The sequence below is a fragment of the Sphingobacterium sp. GW821-FHT03E03 genome (assembly GCF_059420745.1).
On sequence record NZ_JBWKUH010000001.1, the window covers coordinates 254,819 to 278,727 of the forward strand.

Annotated in this window: 21 protein-coding genes and 1 pseudogene; 10 read left to right on the plus strand and 12 right to left on the minus strand. The window is 38.2% G+C overall.

Translation table 11 applies throughout. The annotated features are described in order from the left end of the window. Positions 1–41: 41 nt before the first annotated feature. On the minus strand, positions 42–404 hold the full coding sequence (locus tag AC07UV_RS01040) for a winged helix-turn-helix transcriptional regulator (RefSeq protein WP_282253866.1): 363 nt from the start codon (positions 402–404) through the stop codon (positions 42–44). Between the two features lie 166 nt (positions 405–570). Between AC07UV_RS01040 and AC07UV_RS01045 the strand changes: the two genes are divergently transcribed. Together AC07UV_RS01045 and AC07UV_RS01050 are read left to right on the plus strand one after the other, a co-directional pair. Then, entirely contained in the window at positions 571–1,365 is a 795-nt protein-coding gene (locus tag AC07UV_RS01045; RefSeq protein WP_495182404.1) for an SDR family oxidoreductase, read from the plus strand. Between the two features lie 53 nt (positions 1,366–1,418). Continuing rightward, positions 1,419–1,742, plus strand: a complete 324-nt coding sequence (locus tag AC07UV_RS01050; RefSeq protein ID WP_495182405.1) for a nuclear transport factor 2 family protein — start codon at positions 1,419–1,421, stop codon at positions 1,740–1,742. Positions 1,743–2,049: 307 nt separating this feature from the next. On the opposite strand, the gene AC07UV_RS01055 is transcribed toward AC07UV_RS01050, so the two are convergent. The 4 genes from AC07UV_RS01055 to AC07UV_RS01070 all read right to left on the minus strand — a co-directional run bounded on the left by AC07UV_RS01055 (position 2,050) and on the right by AC07UV_RS01070 (position 4,685). Continuing rightward, positions 2,050–2,229, minus strand: a complete 180-nt coding sequence (locus AC07UV_RS01055) for a winged helix-turn-helix transcriptional regulator (RefSeq protein WP_495182406.1) — start codon at positions 2,227–2,229, stop codon at positions 2,050–2,052. Next, positions 2,229–2,909: an MBL fold metallo-hydrolase gene (locus AC07UV_RS01060; protein WP_495182407.1), complete on the minus strand. Its 681-nt coding sequence runs from the start codon at positions 2,907–2,909 to the stop codon at positions 2,229–2,231. The genes AC07UV_RS01055 and AC07UV_RS01060 overlap by 1 nt, the downstream gene beginning before the upstream one ends. 53 nt (positions 2,910–2,962) lie before the next feature. Continuing rightward, positions 2,963–3,550, minus strand: a complete 588-nt coding sequence (locus AC07UV_RS01065; protein ID WP_495182408.1) for a Crp/Fnr family transcriptional regulator — start codon at positions 3,548–3,550, stop codon at positions 2,963–2,965. A gap of 151 nt (positions 3,551–3,701) precedes the next feature. Continuing rightward, positions 3,702–4,685: a tetratricopeptide repeat protein gene (locus AC07UV_RS01070; RefSeq protein WP_495182409.1), complete on the minus strand. Its 984-nt coding sequence runs from the start codon at positions 4,683–4,685 to the stop codon at positions 3,702–3,704. Between the two features lie 396 nt (positions 4,686–5,081). Between AC07UV_RS01070 and AC07UV_RS01075 the strand changes: the two genes are divergently transcribed. Next, the gene (locus AC07UV_RS01075; RefSeq protein ID WP_282253858.1) at positions 5,082–5,669 is read left to right on the plus strand and encodes a suppressor of fused domain protein; all 588 of its coding nucleotides are present in this window, start codon (positions 5,082–5,084) and stop codon (positions 5,667–5,669) included. A 127-nt stretch (positions 5,670–5,796) separates the two neighbouring features. Here AC07UV_RS01075 and AC07UV_RS01080 read toward each other — a convergent pair whose 3' ends face one another. After that, on the minus strand, positions 5,797–6,948 hold the full coding sequence (locus AC07UV_RS01080; protein ID WP_495182410.1) for an FAD-dependent oxidoreductase: 1,152 nt from the start codon (positions 6,946–6,948) through the stop codon (positions 5,797–5,799). Positions 6,949–6,981: 33 nt separating this feature from the next. Then, the gene (locus AC07UV_RS01085) at positions 6,982–7,737 is read right to left on the minus strand and encodes a helix-turn-helix domain-containing protein (RefSeq protein ID WP_495182411.1); all 756 of its coding nucleotides are present in this window, start codon (positions 7,735–7,737) and stop codon (positions 6,982–6,984) included. Between the two features lie 558 nt (positions 7,738–8,295). On the opposite strand from AC07UV_RS01085, the gene AC07UV_RS01090 reads away from it, so the two are divergent. Together AC07UV_RS01090 and AC07UV_RS01095 are read left to right on the plus strand one after the other, a co-directional pair. Beyond that, positions 8,296–8,892, plus strand: a complete 597-nt coding sequence (locus AC07UV_RS01090; RefSeq protein ID WP_495182412.1) for a hypothetical protein — start codon at positions 8,296–8,298, stop codon at positions 8,890–8,892. 639 nt (positions 8,893–9,531) lie between these two features. Next, positions 9,532–9,669, plus strand: a pseudogene (locus tag AC07UV_RS01095) (helix-turn-helix domain-containing protein); the annotation flags it as partial. Between the two features lie 54 nt (positions 9,670–9,723). On the opposite strand, the gene AC07UV_RS01100 reads toward AC07UV_RS01095, so the two are convergent. From AC07UV_RS01100 to AC07UV_RS01120, 5 genes are all read right to left on the minus strand, one after another. Beyond that, positions 9,724–10,515 (minus strand): SDR family NAD(P)-dependent oxidoreductase, encoded by a 792-nt coding sequence (locus tag AC07UV_RS01100; protein ID WP_282253854.1) that lies wholly within the window; start codon positions 10,513–10,515, stop codon positions 9,724–9,726. 41 nt (positions 10,516–10,556) lie between these two features. Beyond that, on the minus strand, positions 10,557–11,138 hold the full coding sequence (locus AC07UV_RS01105) for a TetR/AcrR family transcriptional regulator (protein ID WP_495182413.1): 582 nt from the start codon (positions 11,136–11,138) through the stop codon (positions 10,557–10,559). Between the two features lie 59 nt (positions 11,139–11,197). Next, on the minus strand, positions 11,198–12,118 hold the full coding sequence (locus tag AC07UV_RS01110; RefSeq protein WP_495182414.1) for an AraC family transcriptional regulator: 921 nt from the start codon (positions 12,116–12,118) through the stop codon (positions 11,198–11,200). Positions 12,119–12,139: 21 nt separating this feature from the next. Continuing rightward, a complete protein-coding gene (locus AC07UV_RS01115) occupies positions 12,140–12,970 on the minus strand; it encodes an SDR family oxidoreductase (protein ID WP_282253851.1) in 831 nt (276 codons plus the stop codon). Positions 12,971–13,214: 244 nt separating this feature from the next. Then, positions 13,215–14,621: a sialate O-acetylesterase gene (locus tag AC07UV_RS01120; protein ID WP_495182415.1), complete on the minus strand. Its 1,407-nt coding sequence runs from the start codon at positions 14,619–14,621 to the stop codon at positions 13,215–13,217. 453 nt (positions 14,622–15,074) lie between these two features. On the opposite strand from AC07UV_RS01120, the gene AC07UV_RS01125 reads away from it, so the two are divergent. The 5 genes from AC07UV_RS01125 (at position 15,075) to AC07UV_RS01145 (ending at position 23,900) form a co-directional block, all read left to right on the plus strand. Then, the gene (locus AC07UV_RS01125) at positions 15,075–15,617 is read left to right on the plus strand and encodes an RNA polymerase sigma-70 factor (RefSeq protein WP_495182416.1); all 543 of its coding nucleotides are present in this window, start codon (positions 15,075–15,077) and stop codon (positions 15,615–15,617) included. Between the two features lie 226 nt (positions 15,618–15,843). Further along, a complete protein-coding gene (locus AC07UV_RS01130) occupies positions 15,844–16,995 on the plus strand; it encodes a FecR family protein (RefSeq protein ID WP_495182417.1) in 1,152 nt (383 codons plus the stop codon). Between the two features lie 171 nt (positions 16,996–17,166). Further along, positions 17,167–20,643, plus strand: coding sequence for a TonB-dependent receptor (locus AC07UV_RS01135; protein ID WP_495182418.1), 3,477 nt, complete (start codon positions 17,167–17,169; stop codon positions 20,641–20,643). Between the two features lie 88 nt (positions 20,644–20,731). Continuing rightward, entirely contained in the window at positions 20,732–22,699 is a 1,968-nt protein-coding gene (locus AC07UV_RS01140) for a RagB/SusD family nutrient uptake outer membrane protein (RefSeq protein WP_495182419.1), read from the plus strand. A 34-nt stretch (positions 22,700–22,733) separates the two neighbouring features. Continuing rightward, positions 22,734–23,900, plus strand: a complete 1,167-nt coding sequence (locus AC07UV_RS01145) for a DUF1735 domain-containing protein (protein WP_495182420.1) — start codon at positions 22,734–22,736, stop codon at positions 23,898–23,900. The last annotated feature ends 9 nt before the right edge of the window (positions 23,901–23,909 follow it).

A 23,909-nucleotide genomic window follows, 5' to 3' on the forward strand; every position in this document is an offset into this window, starting at 1 on the left:
TAAATTTAAGTTGGAATGGAAAACAGATGAAAAATAAAAATTTACACACTTTTCAATGTGCGGATGATTACAGTTCGCAATTTTTCTTCATATTTATCTCCCCACATTCCTAAAGCACCAATTATAGGAATTAAAGACTGACCAAATTCGGTCAACTTGTACTCTACTTTGGGAGGAACTACAGGATAAACCGTTCTCGAAATAAGTTCATGTTCTTCAAGTTCTTTAAGTTGAATATTGAGCACTCGTCGAGATGCGTCTGGTATTTTGCGCTGAAGTGCGCTCGGACGTAAGTGGCCTTCGTTAATGAACCAAAGCAATCGCATTTTCCATTTACCATATAAGACCTCACCAATAAGGTCTAGTCCACATGTAAGATTAGGCATAGTTTTTCTCTCATACATAAAGCAAAGTTATATCACTGCCCGCATATGTACAATAGGGGAATAATTTATCCCTATTTGAATCGTAACTCCGTACTTGTGAGATCCTATGATACTCCGCAAATTTGTACAACGGAATAGATATTTTCGCCAATAGCGGATTGAATAGACAAAAAAATAAGAAAAGATGAGTAACAATTTAGATTATCAGAACGAGCTTATTGATAAGGTGGCAGTGGTAACAGGTGGTACGAAAGGTGCTGGAAAAGCTATAGCCGAACGTTTAAAATACGCTGGCGCAAAGGTGATCATTACGGCAAGAAATCCACCGGAAGAACCGGATAAAAACGTGCATTTTATAGCAGCGGATCTGAGCAAAGCTGGCAGCGCAGAAACTGTTTATAGGGATGCAATAAGCAAATTCGGCCGAGTGGATATTCTGGTGAATAATCTCGGTGGTTCTGACACTCCTGGCGGTGGCTTTGCAGTATTGAAGGATAGTGACTGGGAAGAATCAATACAAATGAATCTCCTAGCTCCAGTACGCCTCGACAAAGCTTTTTTACCACAGATGATAGAAAATAAAAGCGGGGTCATCATACACATCGCCTCGATCCAAGGTAAACTTCCACTCCATGATTCAACACTCCCCTACGCGGCTGCAAAAGCAGGTTTGATCAATTACAGCAAGGGGCTTTCCAAAGAAGTGTCAGCAAAAGGAATCCGTGTACTTACAGTTTCTCCAGGCTGGATCATGACTGAAGCCTCAGGTAGAATGATGGAAAGAATCGCCGCAAGCTCCGGAATATCAGTTGAAGAAGCCAAGCAGAGTGTAATGGAGGCTCTTGGAGGGATTCCTTACGGCAGACCAGCCTTTCCGGAGGAGGTTGCTGAATTGGTAGGGTTTCTGGTTTCGCCCAGAGCTGGCTATTTGACTGGAACTGAATTTGTCATTGATGGCGGAACACTTCCAACAATCTAACGGACTATTTATTTCAGCCTATATAATTTTTAAACAATAAAAAAATAAAAGCAATGGATTTACCAAAAGTCATAACAACATTAATAAAAGCACAGGATAACTTTGATAGCCTAGATTACTCAAATTGTTTTGCTCGTACAGCAAAAGTCTATGATGAAGGGCACGCACACATCGGCAGGACAGAAATAAAAGATTGGATAGAAGAGGCTAATAATAAATACAAAACGATCATTAAACCTCTCCAATATGACGGAAACGTAGATAAAGCGGTATTGACAGCGGAGATCTCAGGAACTTTTCCCGGAAGTCCAATCCTATTAAAGTACTACTTTGAATTCGAAGACGGGCTTATCAGATCACTTCGTATTACATCATGATTATTAAAGTAAAATTAATGAACGATCGACCACCATAAAATTGAAAAGAATGAAATCTGTACTGTCTTAAATAAATTTTAGCGTATAGAAAATTAGTCTTCACTTTTCAACAAGGAAGATTTGTGTAATTTCTAAAAAAATAATCTTGTCTTTTTGATTAATATAGAAGAAATTGTACTTTCTCATCCGGTGGTTTACCTGAAATAAAAGGGTCATCTGCCATTGTTTGGCATCCATCCACTCCGGTATATCTCTCCGTATAACTCAGCAATTACATGGTATCAAGATACAGTATTGCCAAACACTACTAATAGATATTGTCCGCTTCAAGTGAAATCAATAATTCGCCATATTCCTTCAGTACCTGAATTACAGGTAATCCATAGCGGGAACGGTCTGTTAATATATATTCTACCCGCGGAGGTTTTTCGCGAAATACTGTCCGGCTGATCATCTTTTTTTGTTCCAACTCCAACGAAGTTGACATTAAAACTCGCTGCATTTAGCCACAAATTGCTCAAACTTCCGATTTTTATTGATCATGATCGGACCATGACCGAAACAGATAATGGCAGGATTCAGTTTTGTAAGCTTCTGCAGCGATTTGATGTTGCGCTGCTGATCTGTGGTGAATAGATTTGGCGGAAGCTGTAGACCTGTCGCAGTTGTTAGCAGGTTCATATTTGTCGCCACATCTCCAATGATAAGTACACCATCTCGCTCACGGAATAATGAGATATGACCTGCCGAATGTCCGGGTGTCTCTATGACCTGAAAGTTTCCAATCCTATCGTTCTCAACAATTGTTCTTTGGACTTGATGTCCCTGCCCCGCCCAATACTTTTGTTGAAGTTTTGCTATCCAATGTTGTGGCCTTGGATAATCCTTGGTTACCATACCCGTTTCGGTCCTAAAAACTTCGGCGGGATGACAGAGCAAAGGTATCGCGAACTCTTTGCATAGCTGATCGCTACAGCCCTGGTGATCCGCATGCGCATGCGTAAGAACATGTTGGTAAACAGGTATTTCCTTGAGGGCTTTCTTTACAGTGGTATACGAACTCCGTATTCCGGAGTCTATCAATACACCTTCGATAATATAGCAGTTAATACTGTTTCGCGGCATCAGCGAAATCTGAACCACCTCGGGAGCAATGTGACGTAACATATTTTTTTGTGCAAATCTACATCGCTGGTCAGGAACGAATAAGGACATTTGTCCTATAATTCCTTGGGTCTATACAATTGTCCCTTGGCCCGGGTAAGCGACCGTTGCGTGACGCCTAGGTACGATGCCAGATCTTGTGTCGCTATACGACGGACGAGCATCGGTTCGTTCATCAAGACATGACGGTATTTATCCACAGCCGACTTATTATTATAATTAAGTAGGTAAAGCTCCTTTTGGTTATACTCCCACTCCATCACCGATTTTATAATACCGTTCCAGGTGGTAACCTGACCAAGCAGATGTAGATAGTCTGGATAGCTTATTCCATAGATTATGCTATCTTCTATCGCCCTGATGCTCCTTCTGGATTTTTCCTGCGCCACAAATTCCGGAAACGAGGTGGCAAATTCATTTTCAAACTTAAAGCAGGTTATATTTTCTTTTCCTTCATTGTCGATAGCATAAGCCTTTACGGCGCCATGAGCAATAAATCCAATATAACGGCAAGTATCACCCTCTCGAATAAAAAAATCACCTTTCTTCAAGCTGATCGGCTTGAAAAAACTCGCGGAAAAGTTAATCTCCTCGGCTGAGAGTGCCCCTGTTAAGGACAAGTAATTTTTAAATATATCAGTCATTGGGTAATTTTGGATTAATGGTATGTTGAAAGTTTTTTTTGTAACGTAAAAACCGTAATTGTAGCATCAGATTCTGGAGAATAAATAACATCAGTTCCCCACCAACCTCAGTAGGACTCCACATAGGGGCTGTCAGTAGGTTTTACATTTTTTAAGATTGACAATAGAAACGTAAATAGTTTCGAATCTTAAAATTCGTTTCGTCGCCCAACTTTCGAAATGTCGATGCAGCTTTTTCCTTTTGATCGGTCGCTAAATACGCAATTCCAAGGTGGATAATATAATCGTGGTAAAACGTATTTCCATATCGCTCCATATCAATTTTTGTGTCAATACCCTTTTCGTATTCAAAGATTGCTTTTTCAAATTCTGAATTTTCAAACCATTCTTCTCCCTGTTGATAGGCCCGATAAACTCGTTTGGCTTCGGGATTAAAAAACTCGTACATTTTAAAAAAATTAAAAGGAAGTGTGACCAATAAATCTTTCCCCGAATAATTTTTATAAAATTTACCACAACGTTGTATCGATTTTATGACTTGCTGCCTGATGTCATCCTCCTCAATGTTTGAAACAACAATATTTGAAATCTGATTGTGCTGGTCAAGTATAAACATTGCCTTCATAAAGTAGTTTTTGGAGGTTTTCTTTTTCAATAGTGGTGCCCCATTAGTGATACACGAATTGGGGTCTATTGTGCCATTATCAAATACTAATTTGGAAAGCGTATTAGCAACATATAATTCTCTGCCCTCACTAAGTATGCGTTTTTCTTCAAATTCCGGATATTTTTTAACAAAATCGTCTCTTTTTAAAAAATAGAGTTTGATTTTAGTGCCCTTCTCAACAACGGTCAAATAATCACCGCTGAATGTATAATTTAGCTTCATGTGTCCCAGGTCGATATCATTATCGCCAATATATTTCGTGTCAAATGTAAAAGCTGATATTTTCATCTTATTCGGACTTATTTCATAGATAACCTCGTTGGAAAAATAGAGATGATCTAAAGGAACAAGTGAATTGTCTTCAGTCAATGCAAAGTCTAAAACCCATCTACCTAACAATTTATCGCTTTGCGCAAACAATGGATAAACGAATAGCAGTAAGACTAAAAAAACAAATATGGTCTTCATGTAAATAGTATATGGCCTATGGCGTAATAAATTTACATAATGATATCGAAACAGACAACGATAAAATTGAACGCTATCACAGAACAATAAAAAATGTAGTTAATCTTGATAGATTTTATTATGCCAAGAAACACATAGTAGCCTCAAAAAAGTTTGTGGATAGGTATAATAACAACCGATATCACGAATCACTGAATAATCTCACGCGTTCGGATGTTTATTACGGTCGCGGGAATTTGATATTGAAGAAAAAGAAGAGAAATAAAAAAACAAATACTTTTTCAACAGAAAGACTGAATATTTAAATCAAAAATTAATAGATTTATAAAGGAAAATACGCTCTAGCAATTTGTCTGCTTTCTTTTTAAGACTTACAAAACATTCTCATAGTAAAATATGTTTAAAAATTTATTTAAGAAAAAATTGTCACCATCGGAACAGTATTTAAATCATCTAAATAAAATCTTTAAGAAAGAACCTCTTTTGTTTAAAGAAGATAGTTTAGATAAAAGCCTTCCTGGTGTTACAACAATTGTTTACGAAAATATTCCTGAAAAGGGAATGATAACATCATTTACCTATGGGCTTTCTTTAGGAAATCATCCCGATTGGAAAAATGGCAGACCCGAACTCACTTTAACGGTTAGATCAGATAATTTTTCTTGGGGAAGAGTTGTGGGCTATTTAGCTAATCAGTTACGAGATAAATGCCCTTTTTCTTATGGCGATCCTATTGATTTTCAAGAAAAAATCTCTGATGATTCTGAAATGGACGGATTTTTAGTATTTGCTCCTTCAATTTTTAATAATAAAAGTGACTATAACAATCTTGATATTGGTGCCAAATACAAAATTTATATAAAAGGAATTTACCCAATATATTCATCAGAGATTGAAGTAATGCCAAAATTGGGATTTGAAAGATTTTGGAAACATCCGAATTTTGATTTGTATAACATAAATAGAAACAAAATTACCGAATAAAAATACTTACAGCTGACAAGATGGAGATTTCAAAAACCGTTGATCAGTTAGCATAAAAAAGCTGTAGACTCTACAGCTTTTCTGCTTTTAGTTTCACTATTTCATCACCCGAAAAAATCAGTGTGTTTTATATCCCCTTGTTGAACATAGTCAACAATTTGTCAAGCCCACTTTCAGTGTGTAATATTTCAGTGTTTACTAAAGTATCTTTTGTTACTGCTGCTGCTCTTGCCTGCATTTGTTTTTCGTAATGTGAAATTGCAGTCTGAATGTCTGGAAAATTGTCACTTGTCAAATTTTCTGCCAATTCAAAAGCGTCTTGCATGGCTTGATTTACCCCCTCGCCTGCGTATGGTGGCATACGATGAGCCGCATCGCCAAGCATTGTCAAGTTTGGTAATGTTGTCCAAGTTTGATCTAATGGAAAATGATATTGCGGACGTGGCATAAACCAAATTTCATTACTTGCAAAAAGCTCTTGCCATTGGTCACTCCATGACGAGAATGCGACTTTAAACCAATCAAAAACTTGTTCTTTGTTGTTGAAGTCAATACCGCTTTCCTGCACCCAATTTTCGGAAACTTTACAACCGGTATAAAACGATAAACTGCCCTCTCCTTTTGTACTTAAGATAATTGATTGTTCGTTTCCAAGAGCAAAAATTTTTCCCCCTTTTGTTATTTCCCAAAGTTTCGGCGCGTTTTTTTCGGCATTGTAAATATTACCTTCAACAATCGTAACCCCAGAATAAATTGGCTTAATGTCGGTAATGTGAACACGGATTTTTGAATTTGCACCATCAGCTGCAACGACAAGGTCAGCGTAAAAAGATTTTCCGTTTTTGAAATGCAAAAGCCAGCCATTCTCCTGTTTTTCCATTGAAATGAACTGACTATCCCAAATAATAGTATCTTCATGCAATGAGTTTATTAAAATATCGCGCAAAGGGGCACGATCAATTTCAGGACGATCTTCCTGGTAATCATGTTGAATCTCGTGGTCATCCATTTTGATAATGGCTTGGTCATCTAACACTCTTAAGCGTCCCGCCTCTGGTCGAAAGCTGGCCTTAAATTCGTTCATCAAATTTGCTCTACGAAGAGCTTCCAAACCACTTTCTTCGTGTAGGTCTAGTGTTGCTCCCTGTTGGCGAACTTCTTTGTTTATATCACGTTCATATACTGTTACATTTGCTCCTTTTAATTGTAAAAGTTTGGCTAACGTGAGTCCGCCAGGACCGCCGCCAACGACTGCGATTTTCTTGCCTTGTAATTTCATATCCAGTACAATTTATTTTTTGACTGAACAAAATTACTTTGACTCGAGCGTTGAAAATTGTATAAAACGCTCATTTTGGTTCTTCAACAATTCTTTTGGTGAAACACCAGAAAGTTTCTTGACTTCTTTAATGAAATGGGATTGGTCGGCAAAGTTTTGTTGTGGAAACAATTTGCCTTCTTTGATGTGTTGAAAGGAAGCACGGAAGCGGATAATATTACAATATGCTTTTGCTGTAAGTCCGAATTGCTGATTGAAATAACGATTGATCTGTTGCCTACTCCAAAACGATTTTTCTGAAAGTTCTTTGATTGTAATCACTCCATTTGATGAATAAATGAGTTCAAACAGTTTTCGTTTCCTGTTGTCTATTTCACTTGGCAAAAGTGACTGTATTTTTTTTGTCGCTTTCTCGCAGAATAAATCAAAGTCATTCAGGTCGTCCGCACTAAAGTTCCAAAAATTAGGTGGCAAGATTGTTCCCTTGTCCACTAAGTTGGCGATGTTGCTTTGAAAAATATATTTTATTGCAAGCGGTTTAAAACTTATGGCATAAGTTTGTCGTAAAGACGTAATGGTCGCTTGGCCTGGTTGCGTTTCGATTCCCAAAAGCGTAATGTGGAAAGGCTCTGTTGCAGATTGCGTAAAAAACAGATCAACTCTTCCGTCTGGCAATACTACAACCTCTTTATCAAGGTCTGATTGGTTTTGTAAAAGCCAAAAACTTTCAACAAAGTCCGCAAGCGATTTGTCAGGTTTTATTACTTTATATTTTAATTCACTTTCCATTATTTCAGTCAGTTCTTACGTAATAGCATTTCCCGTGAAATTTGCTACGGCACATACAGTAAAGAGGCCCCAAACCTGCAACCAAAAATATTATCCATATAATCAGTGACAAAAATATAACCTTACTTTTTATTTCACGAGTATAAATTTAAAAAATCTTAGCGAAAAACATCCTGGAGATCTATTCCAAGGTACTATGATCCTGCCGCTACCCCATCCATACAATAAACGAGAGCGATTTTGGATTTGGTTCCACCCCTGCTATCAAGTAAGCCAAGAGGTAGCTTACCTAAATGATATGTACAAGTATCTGGATAATGAATGGTTTGACGATGGTGTCATGGAATCCGGTGACTATAAGTACTATCTTGCGATGCCAAAGATCAGATCAAGGACGAAATTATAACAAGTTATTTTAATAAATTTTCCTACTGCATTAACCGCTCGCAAAATGCGATAATTAAATAAAATTATATCGTTTAATCACCAGTGATAGAATTGAAATGATTAATTTTAGTCAATGAGATACAATGAATTGTAAACCACTAAAAATAGAGTATGAAAAAAATGTTTTTTGCTTCTGTCATGGCGTTATCTATTCTCTCCTGCAGAGAAAATAAATCTGATAATTCCCCTGTAGACAACGTAGTAGATAATGCGGGCTCGTCAACTTCCGATTCCTTTAAAAGTAGTTATCGGGGCGATGAGGTGACTGTAAACCGTATCTATTTTGAATTGATTAAAAACGATAAAAATCTGACGGCGCTCAATACGAAAATAGTAGACACCTTCGAGGAAACCGAAAAAACTTTGGCCGTCTATAAAAATATACTTAATACCTCTACCTCTTATTATCAGGATGCTCATCTTCAGACAAAATCTATCACAGATTCATTAGTCAGGCAACAGGTAGAAAAGGAAATCACGGCCAGTTCTGACCAGTACGATCTTAAAGTAAAAAATATAAAGGAACGGATGGATCTGATCAACAAAAATAGTGAGACCTTGACAAGCCTCTATACCGCTTTTAAAATCAGAAAGACGCTACCTGAAATTGAAAAATACCAAAATGCACATCCTTTTCAAAAAGATAGTCTGGATCATTTCATTCATAAACAGAACAGCCTTCTGGAGGAATTAAAAAATTTAAAATAATATATTCATGATTTATACAACGAAATGGCTGACAGATAAAACACGTGTTGAAGAACTTGTAGATTTTTTTATCGCCCACAAAGCAGTTCTTATAGAAAATAAACAATCGGTGCTGAGGTATCCCCTTTTTGATAATAACCTAACAGTACTGGAATATTGTTAAAAATTGAAAAGGTATGACTAACTTGATCGTTACTTTAATAGAGAGCAACTCATAAGATACTAACCAGTTGCATCCTTTGTCGGATAGTTGGGACATTAATAATTCTTTCCAACATTTTAATTACTTATGGAGATGCTTATTTGCTCTATTGATACAATTTTTGCAAGGGTTGTTATTGGTATGCGATGGAATATGAATCTATACTTTATTTCCGAATTGCTATCGGCGCAATTGGTATATTGTTAGGGACTGCATTGATAGGTGTAAAAATTAGACATTGGCTTATTGTTTTGATTATCTATGCACTAATTTTTAAAGGTCAATTTGAAGCAGAAAAGATTATTTACAACATAGAGACCAGCCGTCGGCAGTGATCGTGAAGAATTGAAATGAAGGCTGCTCTCACATAATTTGAAGTAGTCAAGACTTAATCTGACAGTTGCAATAAATTAACAGCTGAAAAATAGATTAGAGTTTTGACTACACAAGAGAAAATCGTCAAGAATAAATTGGGTGTTTTAGAACTTGCTCAACACTTAGGAAATGTATCAAGATCCTGTAAAGTAATGGGTTATTCCAGAGATCGCTTTTATAGATTCAAAGAATTGTATGATCAAGTCAGATGTCCAATATACTGCTTCATAGATATTCTAAACATTCGATACGGATTATATAATTTTCAATACACCACTATCTGCTCTTAAGCTAGACCCGTTAGTTGCAATAGAGAGTGGACTTGAAAGATAAACAGCTAAATTTGCAATTTCAACCGGATCGATAAATCGCTGGAGTAAAATATGTGAATTGGATTGAGTAATGATTGCATTTTTCATTGACTCAACTTCTAGATGATTTGAAGATGCAATTTGTTCCACGGTCCGGGCAACTCCATCGGAGTAGGTTGGACCACCCAAAATCGTATTTACAGTTACTTCAGTTCCTTTGGTTAACTTGGATAATCCGTTGCTCAAAGCGCTCATTGCCGCTTTTGACATTCCGTAATGGATCATATTTTCTGGTACATTCACACCTGATTCGCTGCTGATAAAAATAATTCTTCCAAAATTTTTCTCTATCATTCTTGGAAGTAATTTCTTGGACAGACGCATTCCGCTCATAACATTTACCTCAAAATAATCGTACCAGTCCTTGTCAGCTGTTGTATAAAAGTCAGCAATCCCGAATATTCCCACATTGTTGACCAAAATATCAATGTCCGTCAGCACTAAAAGTAATTTTTCTACTTCATCGACCTTAGAAAAATCCGCCACAATTGCATCGATATTACTGTTAGGAAATTGCTTTTTCAAGTCTCCTAGTGCCTGTTGTGTTTTAGCCTCACTCCTACCATTGATGACAACAGAAGCACCTTCCTGTAAAAGTTTCTCTGCGACAGCAAAGCCAATACCCTGGGTAGAACCACTGATAAATGCACGTTTTCCTTTTAATTGTAAATCCATTTTATTTTTGTAATGATCGTTAAACAAATATGTAAAAAAAATTATCTTAGTATTTCAAGTTGTAGATTGATTTGCTCTTTAAGTATTTTCGGATCAGGATATAGCCTTCTTAATGAATTGATGCCACACCAAACCGTAACCAGGTATTTTGCCAACACATCTGCAGGCACAGTTGTTTTGAGAATTTTATTATCCTGTTCTCTCTCAATTGCGTACCTGTACAAAGCTTCAGTTTCTTTCAGTATTTCTGCCGCTTCCTTTTCAAGCTCCTCGTCTGTACAACTCATTTCTACAATCGTATTAGCAATGATGCAACCTTTTTGATGGGCAATCTTATCTGCATGTGCAAGATTTAAAAAAAAGTCCTTAATCAAGGTAATTGGTGTATCGCTTTTTTCCAATATAACTTTAAAAGCCATAAAATCCGTTCTCCTTTGTTGCAGTGCTTTTTTGAACAACTCTTTCTTACCACCTTTGAAATTATTATACAAGCTTCCTGCACCTGCTCCAGTTGCATTGCTCAAGTCCGTCAATGAAGTAGCAAAATACCCTTTTTTCCAAAATACTTGCTGAGCATTTAGAATAATTTCCTCGTTTTGGTATATGTTGGGTCTCCCTTTCACTTTTATTAATGTAATGAACGTTACAAAAATATATAAAAAAATCTATTCTATAAAATTGATCAGTTAAAGGACTGACGAAAAGCCACTGGAGTCTGATTGGTCACCTTTTTAAATAATTTGCTAAACGACTGGGAATATTCAAACCCTAATTGAATGGCAATCTCACCAACCGTCATTCTTGAAGTAGCCAGAAGTTCCTTCGCTTTTTCAATCAAATGTTGTTGAATATATCGTTGTGCGTTCATACCAATTGAATTTCTTAGTAAATCACTTAAATAATTTGGTGAAATGTTAAGTTGAGAGGCGATCGATTGTACAGTCGGCAATCCACTACTTAATCCAGATTCCGAATGGAAATAATTATTTAAGATTTTTTCAATATCGGCTAGCAGATTATTATTAATGGCCTTTCTGCTAAGAAATTGACGGTTATAAAATCGATTCGAATAGTTTAGCAGTAAGTCAAGATGTGAAACGATCACATCTTGACTATAATTATCAATATTGTCTTTTAGTTCTTCCTGCATTTGTTTCAAAAGTGAAGAAATGATCTTTTCTTCCTTTGCTGAAAGGTGTAAAGCTTCAGCGATTTGATAATCAAAAAAACCATAATCACTGATATTTATACCCAATGCATAGGGACGTATAAGTTCGGATTTAAAAACGAGCATATACCCGGTAACAGGATTGTCGCTAACTGCTTTCACCGAAAATACTTGGCCCGGTTTAGTAAACGTCATCATGCCTTCATTAAAATCGTAATCTCTTTGTCCATATTTCAACGTTCCATTGCCTCCCTTTTTTATAGTGATGCAATAAAAATCGTTGGCAAAATACTTCCATACGTCACTATGTTTATAACTAAGGATTTCAAAATCAATCACACTGATTAAAGGATGATCCGGTTTTGCAAGTGCAAAAAGTTGATGCAATTCCGAAATGGATTTGATGATATACGGTACGGAAAATCTCTTCTTCATATTTGTAAATTTACAAATAATTTAAAAATCTGTCGAGAGCGATATCTGTTTCCAATCATCCAATTCTTTAGCTTCATTTGATCTGTGAAGTAATATTGATTCATAGCTATCTGTACCTAATGGCAAATGTAATGGAGGTTCATCATGCATCGTCAAATCGCGCAAAACTTTTGCTAACTTTGTAGGGTCACCAGGTTGATTGCCATCAAATCCTTTTAGTACCGCAACATGTTTAGCAACATGATATTCAGGAATATGATTGCTAGCTACAGCTAATGTACTATCACTCATGAAATTTGTTCTAAACATTCCTGGCGCAATTACTGTAACATGAATTCCAAATTTCCTTACTTCTTGTGCCAATGCTTCCGAAAGACCTATCACAGCAAATTTAGAAGCGTTATAACTTCCGGTATTGGCATATCCAATATACCCCATATTGGATGAAATATTAATAATGTGCCCAGATTGTTGCCCACGCAAATAAGGCATCGCGTTTCGGATGATATTAACCATTCCGAAAACATTTACATCCATCGTTTTTCGAAATTCGAGGTCACTGATTTCCTCTAAACTTCCAACCAGAAAATACCCTGCATTATTTAATATAACATCTATATGTCCGAATTTCCTAATTCCCTTTTCAATTGCTGATTTTACTTCAGTTTCATTGGTAATATCTACTTGTAATGGTAGAAAAAATTCTGTTTCTAAACTGATATTCTTAATCTGTTCTTCTAAACTGCGTGAAGTTGCAATAACGCTGTCACCATTTGCTAAAATTGTTTTTGCAACCTCTAAACCTATACCTTTGGACGCACCCGAAATAAACCATACTTTCTTTTTGCTCATAAATAATTCTTTTTTTATGGTACAAAGTTCATCAAGTGTTTTTTTTGTATGTGTTCAAATCAAGGATTTTTGTGTTCGAACAAAGTTCTTACATAGCCCTACTTTTATTTTTTAAATGAAATACTTTAAAATTAAACTTTCAGTTGGTTTAAAATACATTGACAAGTATTCCTTTAATTATGATATTTTTTATTAAAACTATCATTTTCTTGAAACAATTCTTATTTCGAGAAAATGAATCATGCTACTTTGTCTTACTCGTATCAACGGGCCATTCATCAGTCCTGAACGGCGCCATGGGTAATCCTTTTTTGCTAAAAATATTACCGATCCCAGTATTGCTAAATTGATATCGAACAGCGACCGGATTTTTTACTTCCTTATTTGAAACGATCATCTGTTTATCCTTGATTTCCACGGTGGCGGGATAAAATATCTTGTCCGCGCCAGCAATAAAAGTTTCATTAAGTTTCTTTCCTTTTACCATTAACCCCTCATCGGCATTATAAAAATCAAGTACAACTTGATTTCCCCGCACATCAAAAGACTTAATCATTGGACTTTTATAACTCCCTATGTTTAAACCATATGTTTCAGCAAGAGCATAATTTGCAAGACGTAAACCCACATCTTTCTTATTGGAAGGATGAATGTTTAACGTATCAGTTACCAAATCTGAGACAACGACCATTCCAGTTTTTTCTGTGCTCAGATTCTTAGCTTGAGCTTCTCTGAGCAATGCTCCTACATTATAGTTGCGATACCTATTGGGGGCAATCTGTACATAATAAAACGGAAAGTTTTTGTTCCAGGCTCTACGCCATGAACCTATCATGATATCCATTAATTGCGTATAACTTGAAGCTGTCTCAACGTTGCTCTCCCCTTGATACCAGATGACACCCGCCACATTAAAATTAATCAAAGGTGCAATCATCGCATTATAAGCGTACCCCGGAGCAATAGGCCACCCAGATGAGGGCTTCTTTTTCTCTGCCGCATCTTTTAAAATTGTGTTGCTCTCAATGAGTTCGCCGGGGATCCAAACTTCTGCTGGTGTGCCACCCCAATTACTGCTGATCAATCCAATGGGTACATTCAGCTCTCTGTTTAGTACCTTCCCGAAATAATAGGCAACTGCACTGAAATTTTTCAGCGTGTTGCTGTCGCAGACCATCCAGTTTCCCTCATTATTATCTTGAGGGGCTTTCGAGGTTGCTTTAGCAACTTGAAAAAGTTTGATATTAAATTTGTCGAGCCGTGAAAATTCATCCTTGATAGAGGTAATACCATTGTAATAGTTCCATTCCATATTGGACTGTCCACTACAGACCCAAACTTCACCGATAAATACATTTTCGAGGACAATTTTATTTTCAGCTTCAAATACAATCGTATAGGGTCCCCCAGCTTTCGGAGTTTGAACCGGAATTTGCCAATTGGCATTTCCATCTACTGTTACCTCAACGGTCTTATTGTTCCAAGAGGTCGTAATTTTTATCTTCTCTCGCGGTTTGCCCCAGCCCCACAACGCTGTGGTCGACTGTTGCTGTAACACCATATTGCTCGCCAGGATACTTGGCAAACGGACGTCCGCACGTGATGAAAACACAAAAAAACACAACACCAGAAAGAAAAGAAGTTTGTTCATATTGATTGAATTTATAATTTAAGTTACCCGTAAATATCTCACAAAATTTTGATATTATTAAGGGGCAAGCGAAACCCTGACCTATGTACACGACTATGTCTTAACAATGTATAAACAAATATGCGTAGAAAGAAGCTCATCGACCAACAAAGTACATTTGGTATGAACATCTTACCCAAATCATGAGGTAAGTATCCTACATTTCCCAGGATATACGGCTAACAAACTCATGTAAAAATCCTAGTGATGACATTGTATTTGCGCTATTATAAATTAGTCGGGACTATACATTTTTATTACAGGACATTCAATTTGGACAGATATTTGATTTGATTTAAGATCAACATACCTACGATATAAAATAATTTACGTAATATTGATCCCGAAAAATAGACCTCAATTATCTATCGCGCGACACAAATTAATATCGTAGAATAGGCTTTATTATACCACATGGAATCATTGACCAAAGTCCACATTCAACAATTATTTGAACAGTACTATGTTGCTCTTGTGGAGTTTTCGTGGCGGATCGTCCAATGCAACGAAACGGCAAACGATATCGTGCAGGATGTATTTGTTAAATTACTTGACAAGCCCTATTCCTTGAGCTCGCACAGTGCAGCAAAAAAAAGTTACCTCTTCACCACTGTAAAAAATGCCTCTTTAAATTATCTCCGAGACCTGAAAGTATCTGAGAAATATATACAGCATACAGATTTCCATGAGCAGGACGATAAAATATTTTTAGATGCATTGATTTATGCAGAAATTGTTAGCCATTTGGAAAAAGCAATTGAGCGGTTACCCGAGGGTTGTCAACAGATCTGTAAGCTCGCTTATCTGGACGAAAAATCCAATAAGGAGATTGCTGAACATTTTAACGTTTCTATTAATACGGTCAAAACACAGAAACGCCGAGCATTGCTCCTGTTGCGCAAACAGCTCAATCCATTCTATAGAGGTATTAAAAATATTTTTTTATTATTTTTTTAAAATTCTTTTCACCTTTTCTTCTCCCCTCCGTGTCTTACTGTAGACTAGGCAAAAGTGAATACTTCTGTTTTACTTAAATAAACCGGAAAAATTGGAACTAAATATTTTTTTTAATTTCTTTTCACCCATTTTAACACAATCCGTGTCTTTGTATAAACAAAGTATCGAGGTTAGAATGTATGGATCAAAACAAAATTAGTACCTAAGTCCAAAAATAAATAGAATTATGGATTCGAAATATTTCAGAGCTGCAGAATTAGTTTCTCTCTATATACGAAAGGAAATATCCGATCAGGAACTTCAAGAATTGGAGCAGCTAACCATTGACTTTCCTCAGCTCAACAGCTGGATTGAAGACCAAGGATTGGATATGGAGGAAATCAACAAAAGACTTCTGTATCACCAAAGCATCAACAAGCAGGAAATCTGGCGAACTATTATCGGAAGATCTCAACAAAACAATAAAATAAAAATAAGTTGGAGACAGATCGCAGCAATTGCAGCCGCATTAATCCTAACATTATCCGTTGCATTTTACTTTTACCAACAAAGAATATTAAAAACAGATCAACAGAACGCACAAGTCAATACAATGATAACGCCCGGAAGCAAAAAAGCAACCTTGACGTTATCTGATGGGAGTAAAGTAGAATTAGGCACCAATTTATCAGATCGAATCTCTGATGGGAGCACTTCTCTTGAGATCCATCAAAATGGGCTGGACTATTCGAACAATAAGGCTCAAAAACCTACCATACACAAGCTTACGATACCAACGGGTGCAACCTATAACATTGAGTTGGCGGATGGTACCAAAGTTTGGCTTAATGCCCAATCCGAGCTTGAATTTCCATCTGTCTTCAGTGGCGAGGATCGGATCGTAAAAGTAACGGGAGAAGCATATTTCGAAGTTGCAAAAGATGCCAAGCATCCATTTAAGGTCAATGTCAATGGTACTGAGGTGCAAGCATTAGGAACAGCATTTAACATTAATACCCACCTGGGCAGCAACAAAATAAAGACGATACTGACCGAAGGCCGTATCAAAGTCACTGATGGCGGACAAAATAGGATCATAACCGCGGGACATGAAACAATCAGCGGCCAGGGAGAGATCGAAGTCAATAAAGCTGATATTGAGGAAGCGCTGTCATGGAAAGAAGGCTATTTTTATTTTAACAGCAAAGATTTAAAAGAAATCCTTGGCGAGATCTCCAGATGGTATGCCATAGATATTGATATACAGCGCAAACTGACCAATGAGCACTATAATGGTGGCATAAAACGAAGCGCTTCTATAGAGACTGTCTGTAAAACACTCAACGACCTAACTGGATTTCAGTTTACCGTGTCCCAAAGAAAACTCATTATAAAATAACCAATGAAAAACCAAAGTTATAAACCTAACATTTACTTAAAAAACCAATGAGTACATCTCCTAGACTAGATCTTACTTAGAAAAGTATAGGTCTGACCTTCGTCACTTGATAGGAAGCTTTATCAAGTTAAATTTTAACCAAAACACTAATTTATAAACCAGTCAAATGATATGGAAAGCAATTCTCATGTCCCATTTTTAAACCCATGCCCGAAATTCGGCAAGCCGAATAAACCATGGACAAGAGGCCTTATAGCCTCTGTACTCGTCAGTACCTTCTCCATGCTATCGGCAAATGGGATGGCTCAAACCTTAAATCTGGAGCTAAAAAACGCTCCTTTAACCAAAGCATTTTCTGAAGTACAGAAAGCTACCGGTTATAGATTTATCTACAGTGAATCTATATTAAAACATGCGCCCGCAGTTAATCTATCTGTCAAAAATGCTTCTTTAACAAACACCATGGATAAGCTAATGGAAAATCAGTCCCTGAGCTATGCCATTCACGATGGAACAATTGTGATCAAAGCTTTGCCGCCCAAAAAAACGGCAACGGAGAATAAAGTTCCTTTAACAACGGAAAAAAAATCTCCAAAAGGTCAAACCTCCGGTACAGTTACAGACGAGGAAAATAAACCAATTGCCCGCGTTTCGGTGCAGGTAAAAGCAAATTCTCTCTTTGGAACAGTAACTGATGAAAACGGCTATTTTAGCCTGACGAATCTACCCGAAAAAGCCGTGCTCGTTTTCTCTTCAATTGGTTACAAAACTGTTGAGATCAATACTGCTTCGCTTACTACATACGAGTTGATCCAGCTCAAAGTAGAACTGAAAAAAGACAATGGTGCATTGGATGAAGTAGTTGTTGTCGCCCATGGTGTACAAAAGAAAATTAGCGTTGTTGCTGCGATGAGTACAGTCGACCCCAAGGAACTCATCACTCCCGGCCGCTCCCTGACCAATCAACTCGCTGGCCGTGTAGCGGGAATGTCTTTCAACCAGACTTCGGGACAACCCGGCAAGGACGGAGCCAATTTTATTATTCGTGGCATAAACTCCGTGAAGGGAAGTTCTGACCCATTAATCTTGATCGATGGATTAAAAAGATCGATTGATGATGTAGACCCCAATGATATTGCAAGCTTTTCTATTCTTAAGGATGCCTCTGCAACAGCAGTGTATGGATTGGAAGGAGCTAACGGTATCATTGTGATCACGACCAAAACGGGAAAGCTCTCTGAAAAACCCAGCGTCAATATGTCGATATCTTCCTCAGTCAACAATGCGACCTTTAAACCGCATTGGATCGACGCTGTAAAATATGCGCAAATGCGAAACGAAGCATTTGCAGTACGTGGGAAAGACAAGCCATATTCTGATGAGATCATCAAAAAATTTGGAGATAATGACATGGACTTTTACCCGAATGTCGATTGGTACAATGCACTATATAAACCTAATAATTTATCGCATAAAGGAAATTTCAATATCGGTGGCGGCGGCAATGTAGTGACTTACTATATGTCTGGAGGTTATTACATAGAGGACGGAATGTTTAAGGGAAATCTCCAATCGTACAATTCAAATGCGAAATATAACCAGTTCAATTTTAGGTCTAATTTAAAAGCTGATATCAGTCCGACAACGACATTGGGACTCGGATTTGACGGGCGCTACAATACAACGACAGAACCCGGACAGGGGACGGATAAAATCCTTGATATCATCAATGAGATCAATCCGACCCTCTTCCCTACCCAATACTCCAACGGAACCGCTCCAGAAGAACCAGCCGGTGTAAAAAATCCTTTTTCGATGCTCAATAAAACTGGTTTTACCCGCGGCTACTCCAATGTGATGAATACCAACCTCAATATTACACAAAAACTTGATTTCCTATTAAAAGGGTTATTTTTTAACGGTATTGCCTCTTTTTCGAAAATCAATAATTATACACATCAATATATTAAGGATTATCAAAAACACCGTCCTGATTTTGCGAACAGTTACAACGGTACGGGCCGCGATAAAGATGGAAATCTGGTCACACTCAATACCACCCCTGATCTAGATGACAAAATGCGATTTGAACCATCAACACCTACAGGACACCGTGTTGTTGAAATACAGGGAAGTGCCAATTATGCCCGCGATTTTGGAAAGGATTTCACGACAACAGCTTTTGTACTGTACAAACAACGTGAGTATATGGATGATGTCCCTAATGATAACAATGGGAATTCCCTTTTGGTTAATGCTTTACCGACAAGGGAGCAATCTATTGCGGGACGATTTACGGCTGGTTTTAAAAACCGCTATTTTGCAGATATTAACTTCGGTGCTTCGGGGTCACAAATGTTCACGCCTGACAAGCGCTGGTCCTCGTTTCCCTCTATTGGTTTAGGCTGGATCCTATCGGAAGAAAAATTTTGGGAAGGAATGAAAAAAACGGTCAATCAATTGAAATTTCGTGGTTCTTATGGTGTAGTGGGGGCTCCAGGGGATGCCAGACGCTTCGGTTATATGGCGACAACGGGTTCTCTTGATGGCTATACTTTCGGTTTTGGGGGTACGGCATATAGTGGTACAAATATTCCCGGAGTGGGAGAAAGTCGCTTGGAACAGCTTGCTCTTACCTGGGAACAAAATAAGAAGATGAACCTCGGTATAGAACTTGGCCTGTTCAATCAATTTAAAATGATACTGGATATTTTTAGAAATACACGTGAAGGCCAGTTAATTGACCTGAACAAACTTCCGGCAACACTGGGTTTGAGTTCTGTACCAAAAGCTAACCTTGGAAAGATGTACTCCAGGGGGTTCGACCTAGATATGTCGTACAGTAAAAATTTCGGCAATTTCCGAATCAATTATATTCGTGGAATCCTGACCTACAATATAAATACGATTGTAGAAAATGGGCAACTTGATCCCAAAATGCCTTACCAAAGTGGTATCGGACTGGACTGGGGGCGTGACCTGAATTATATCTCTTTGGGTCTATTCAAAGATCAAGCTGATATCGATAATAGCCCTGTGCAAACCTGGAATAAGGTCATGCCTGGCGACATCAAGTACAAGGATATTAATGGGGATGGTTTGATCACGCCAGAAGACCGTATTTGGTTAGCGAGTACAGACCCCAAATGGACCTATTCCCTCGCCCTGGATTTCAACTATAAAAATTGGACCTTCTCCACCCGTGTGATCGGAAAATCGGATGTATTCCGTACCCTTAATGGTGGACGTATCCCGTTCAATGCCTCAGGAAGCCGTGGTGCGATCTATGAAGTTGCTTATAACGATCACTGGATACCTGAATCTTACTCGGGTACTAAGACAACGGAAAATCCAAATGCTGCCTATCCACGTCTGGGCGTTGGTTCGGAAAACAGCAATAATGCACAGCAGTCCACCTTCTGGGAACGTGAGGCTTCTTATTTGCGCCTGGCGGATGCCGAATTAGGGTATACCTGGATGCCAAAAAATAGCAAACTTCCGTTCCAGAATATCTATTTCTATGGACGTGGTGACAATTTGGCAACGTTCTCAAAATTCAAGGACTGGAATCCCGAACAGAAATCCTCGTATGCTTACCCATTAAAACGCACATATTCTCTTGGTATGAATGTCAGATTTAAACTGTAAATCAGCATAACATTTTAACAATAGATCATCAAAAGAAGTGAATCTACGAGACAGTACAAACACAATATGATTAAATAAAACTACTCCAATGAAAATACTCAACATCAAAAACATAGGCTTAGCGTTTGCATTATTGACTATCGTAAATATGCAGTCCTGTAAATACCTGGATGCGGAGGAATATCTGCATGAGGTCGACAATCTTAACGATATCTGGACCTCCCGTAAAAATATTCGTGAAGCCTGGGCTGCCTGTTACGGCCATCTTCCCAATTTTACTGATATGCATCAATCTTGGCCATTCAGTGGGACCGGCGATGAAGGCCACGCAGGCCTGGATACGTATATGGCCATGCAACTATCACAGGGTAAGTACAATTCAGACAATATGCCATGGGAACTGAGCTATTGGTCAAAATTATATCGCGCGATACGGGCTTGCAATCAATTTTTGGAAAACTCCCCACAGGCTAATGATAAATTGATTAAAGAGGGCGAGCTTGAAAGCTATCAAACGGATGTGCGCTTTTTGCGCGCTTATTATTATTCATTGATTTTGGAAATATATGGTCCCTTTGTTATCGTTGATAAAACGGTAGATTACGCGAATGAGGCCAACTACCCAACAAAACGGGCTACGCTGGAGGAATGTGTCAATTTCTTAACCAACGAATTAGACTTGACCATTCAAAAACTACCAAGCCAGGCACAGATATTGACCTCTGATCTAGGTAGACCGTCCAAAGCTACGGCCATGGCAACAAAAGCACGTATACTACTATGGGCGGCAAGTCCGCTAGTCAACGGTAACACAGAGTACAATAGTTTTGTTAATCCTGAGGGGCAACCTTTCTTTGGCAAAGGATACGATGAAAATCGCTGGAAAAAAGCCGCCGATGCCTACAAAGCAATTATCGACTTAAATCAATATCAATTGTTCACTTTGCCAGCCAACAAAAACTACAAAACTGTGCCCTTAGGTGACTTTCCGGGTAATACTATAGCTTGGCCAAATGGACCTGCCGGTATTGACCCTTATAGATCCTTCAAGGCCCTATTTAGCGGTGGTGATGACTATTGGAACACGGAAGTGATCTGGCAGGTAAATAGACAAAGTCAAACCTATAACCTAACGGCATTGGGATGGCCTCGAGGTCACAAAGCTTCCAATTCACTCAATAGTTCGCGTATAGCCGCCACGCAAAAAATTGTTGATGGCTTTTTTATGAATAACGGCGCAACCATCGAAGAAGAGAACCAGAAGCTCTATAAGGATTTTTCGACTTCATCCGCCGCCGATGGGTATTATATCTTGGGCGATGGTAGTTCGCTCAATTCGCCGATCCATACCAACTTTTTCAACGGAAATCGATTCCCTGCCGTACCAAACCGTGTACTGAACCGTGAACCACGCTTTTATGCTACGATCGGCTTTCACGGCCGCGGATATAAACAAGATGATAAGGTAGATCCATTTTATTATGTCGATTATAGACCCGAAACCGCCGATGGTTATTTTGAGACCGATCGCCCCTCATTACGTACCGGTTATGCCGTTGTCAAATACATCAATGACGATGATATGCGCATAGAAGGAACTTATGAAAAACAATACCCGGTATTCCGATTAGCGGAAGTTTATCTCTCTTATGCTGAAGCGCTCAATGAAAGCCAACCCGGACATCCGGATATCCTAAAATATCTCAATTTGGTGCGCTATCGGGCAGGGCTTCCAGGATATAACCAAGGATCTAAAGAAGAAATCCGAAATAAGATCAAACATGAACGCCTGGTGGAAATGGCGTTCGAAGGAAAGCGCTATTTTGATATCCGACGCTGGAAGGATGCTGAAAATGTCCAACGCGACAACTGGGGCAATCCCAAAGGATCAGGGGGGCCGGTGTACGGAATGAATTACAAAAAAGCAGATATTACTTTTTATGACCGTACCATTATAGATGGTTATTCCTTCAAGAAAAAGGACTATTTCTTCCCCTTACCGTACAACGATGTCGCCAACCATTGGGGTAAGCTCATCCAAAATCCGGGATGGTAACCATATATTGTATTATTGATTCTTATATAACATAATGATGAAATCTAATTATATAAAATACTTTTCGCTGCTTGCCATCTGCCTTTTTTGGGCAGCTTGTGGTAAATTGGATTATGAAAACAAGGAGTTTTATAAGCAGGAATTATATATCGTAAATGCTGAATCGACATCTGCGTCAGAGCGTTCCATCACAGCAATACAGGCTTATACATTCGTGGATACGCTCAAGATCCTTAACGACAACTATGATGTAGAACTTATCGAAGACCTCCGGGACGGATTCTTTGAGGTGAAGTTTAAAATCGGAATCGGTGGCTCACTCACGGCCGACAAAGATATTTCCGTCAACGTTGCCTTCGACCAAGAAACGCTCACCGACTTTAACATTGAAAACAATACAGCATATTATATTCCTGAATCTTCATTGTATAAAACAAACACACCCTATGACCCAGTAACAAAAACCTTTACAGTAACCATTAAAAAAGGTACAGCATCCAGCGCGCTTATTTTTGCGATACCGATCAAACGTACAGACAGTAAGGCCTATGCCAATTTTGCATTTCCGGTAAGAATAGTTGAAAGCAATAGCATGCCCCAGAATCGTTTTTACGATAACTTTCTGATTGCTAACCTCATTGTGGACGCCCAAAGGGTAGTCAATTGGTCCGGTTTTCCCATCCCAAAACTCCCAGAAGGAAGATACCATTCCGCACGATTGCAGGCTAACGCCGCAGAAAATAGTGTAAACGGTGTACATTATAACTATAAATACATTACACGGTTGAGTAACGATCCAAACGATAAAGGTCAATTTATGATCTGGGGAACCGGGTTATGGAGTTTTGAGGTATTTGGACTACATGGAAACGGTTGGATGTACAATAAATTATTTTTAAATGATGAGGCCTACGGTACTTACACGTTGGAGCCTATCGCAATCGGAGATAGTAGATTTCCTCAGGGCACCTTTGCATATGCCACAACACAGGAAACTAGCACTGACAACACCTATGATCCGAAAACCAAAACCTTGGTATTGCATTACAAAAATGTAATAGGTCAAGATTATACGGATGTGCTAACTTACATTGATGATAAATTGGACATCCGCGATGCTAATACATCATCTGGTCCTCGCAATTGGCAGTATGTAAGACAACAAGGCTATAAAAATTGGCTACCTATCGATGCAAAATAAAACAATTAT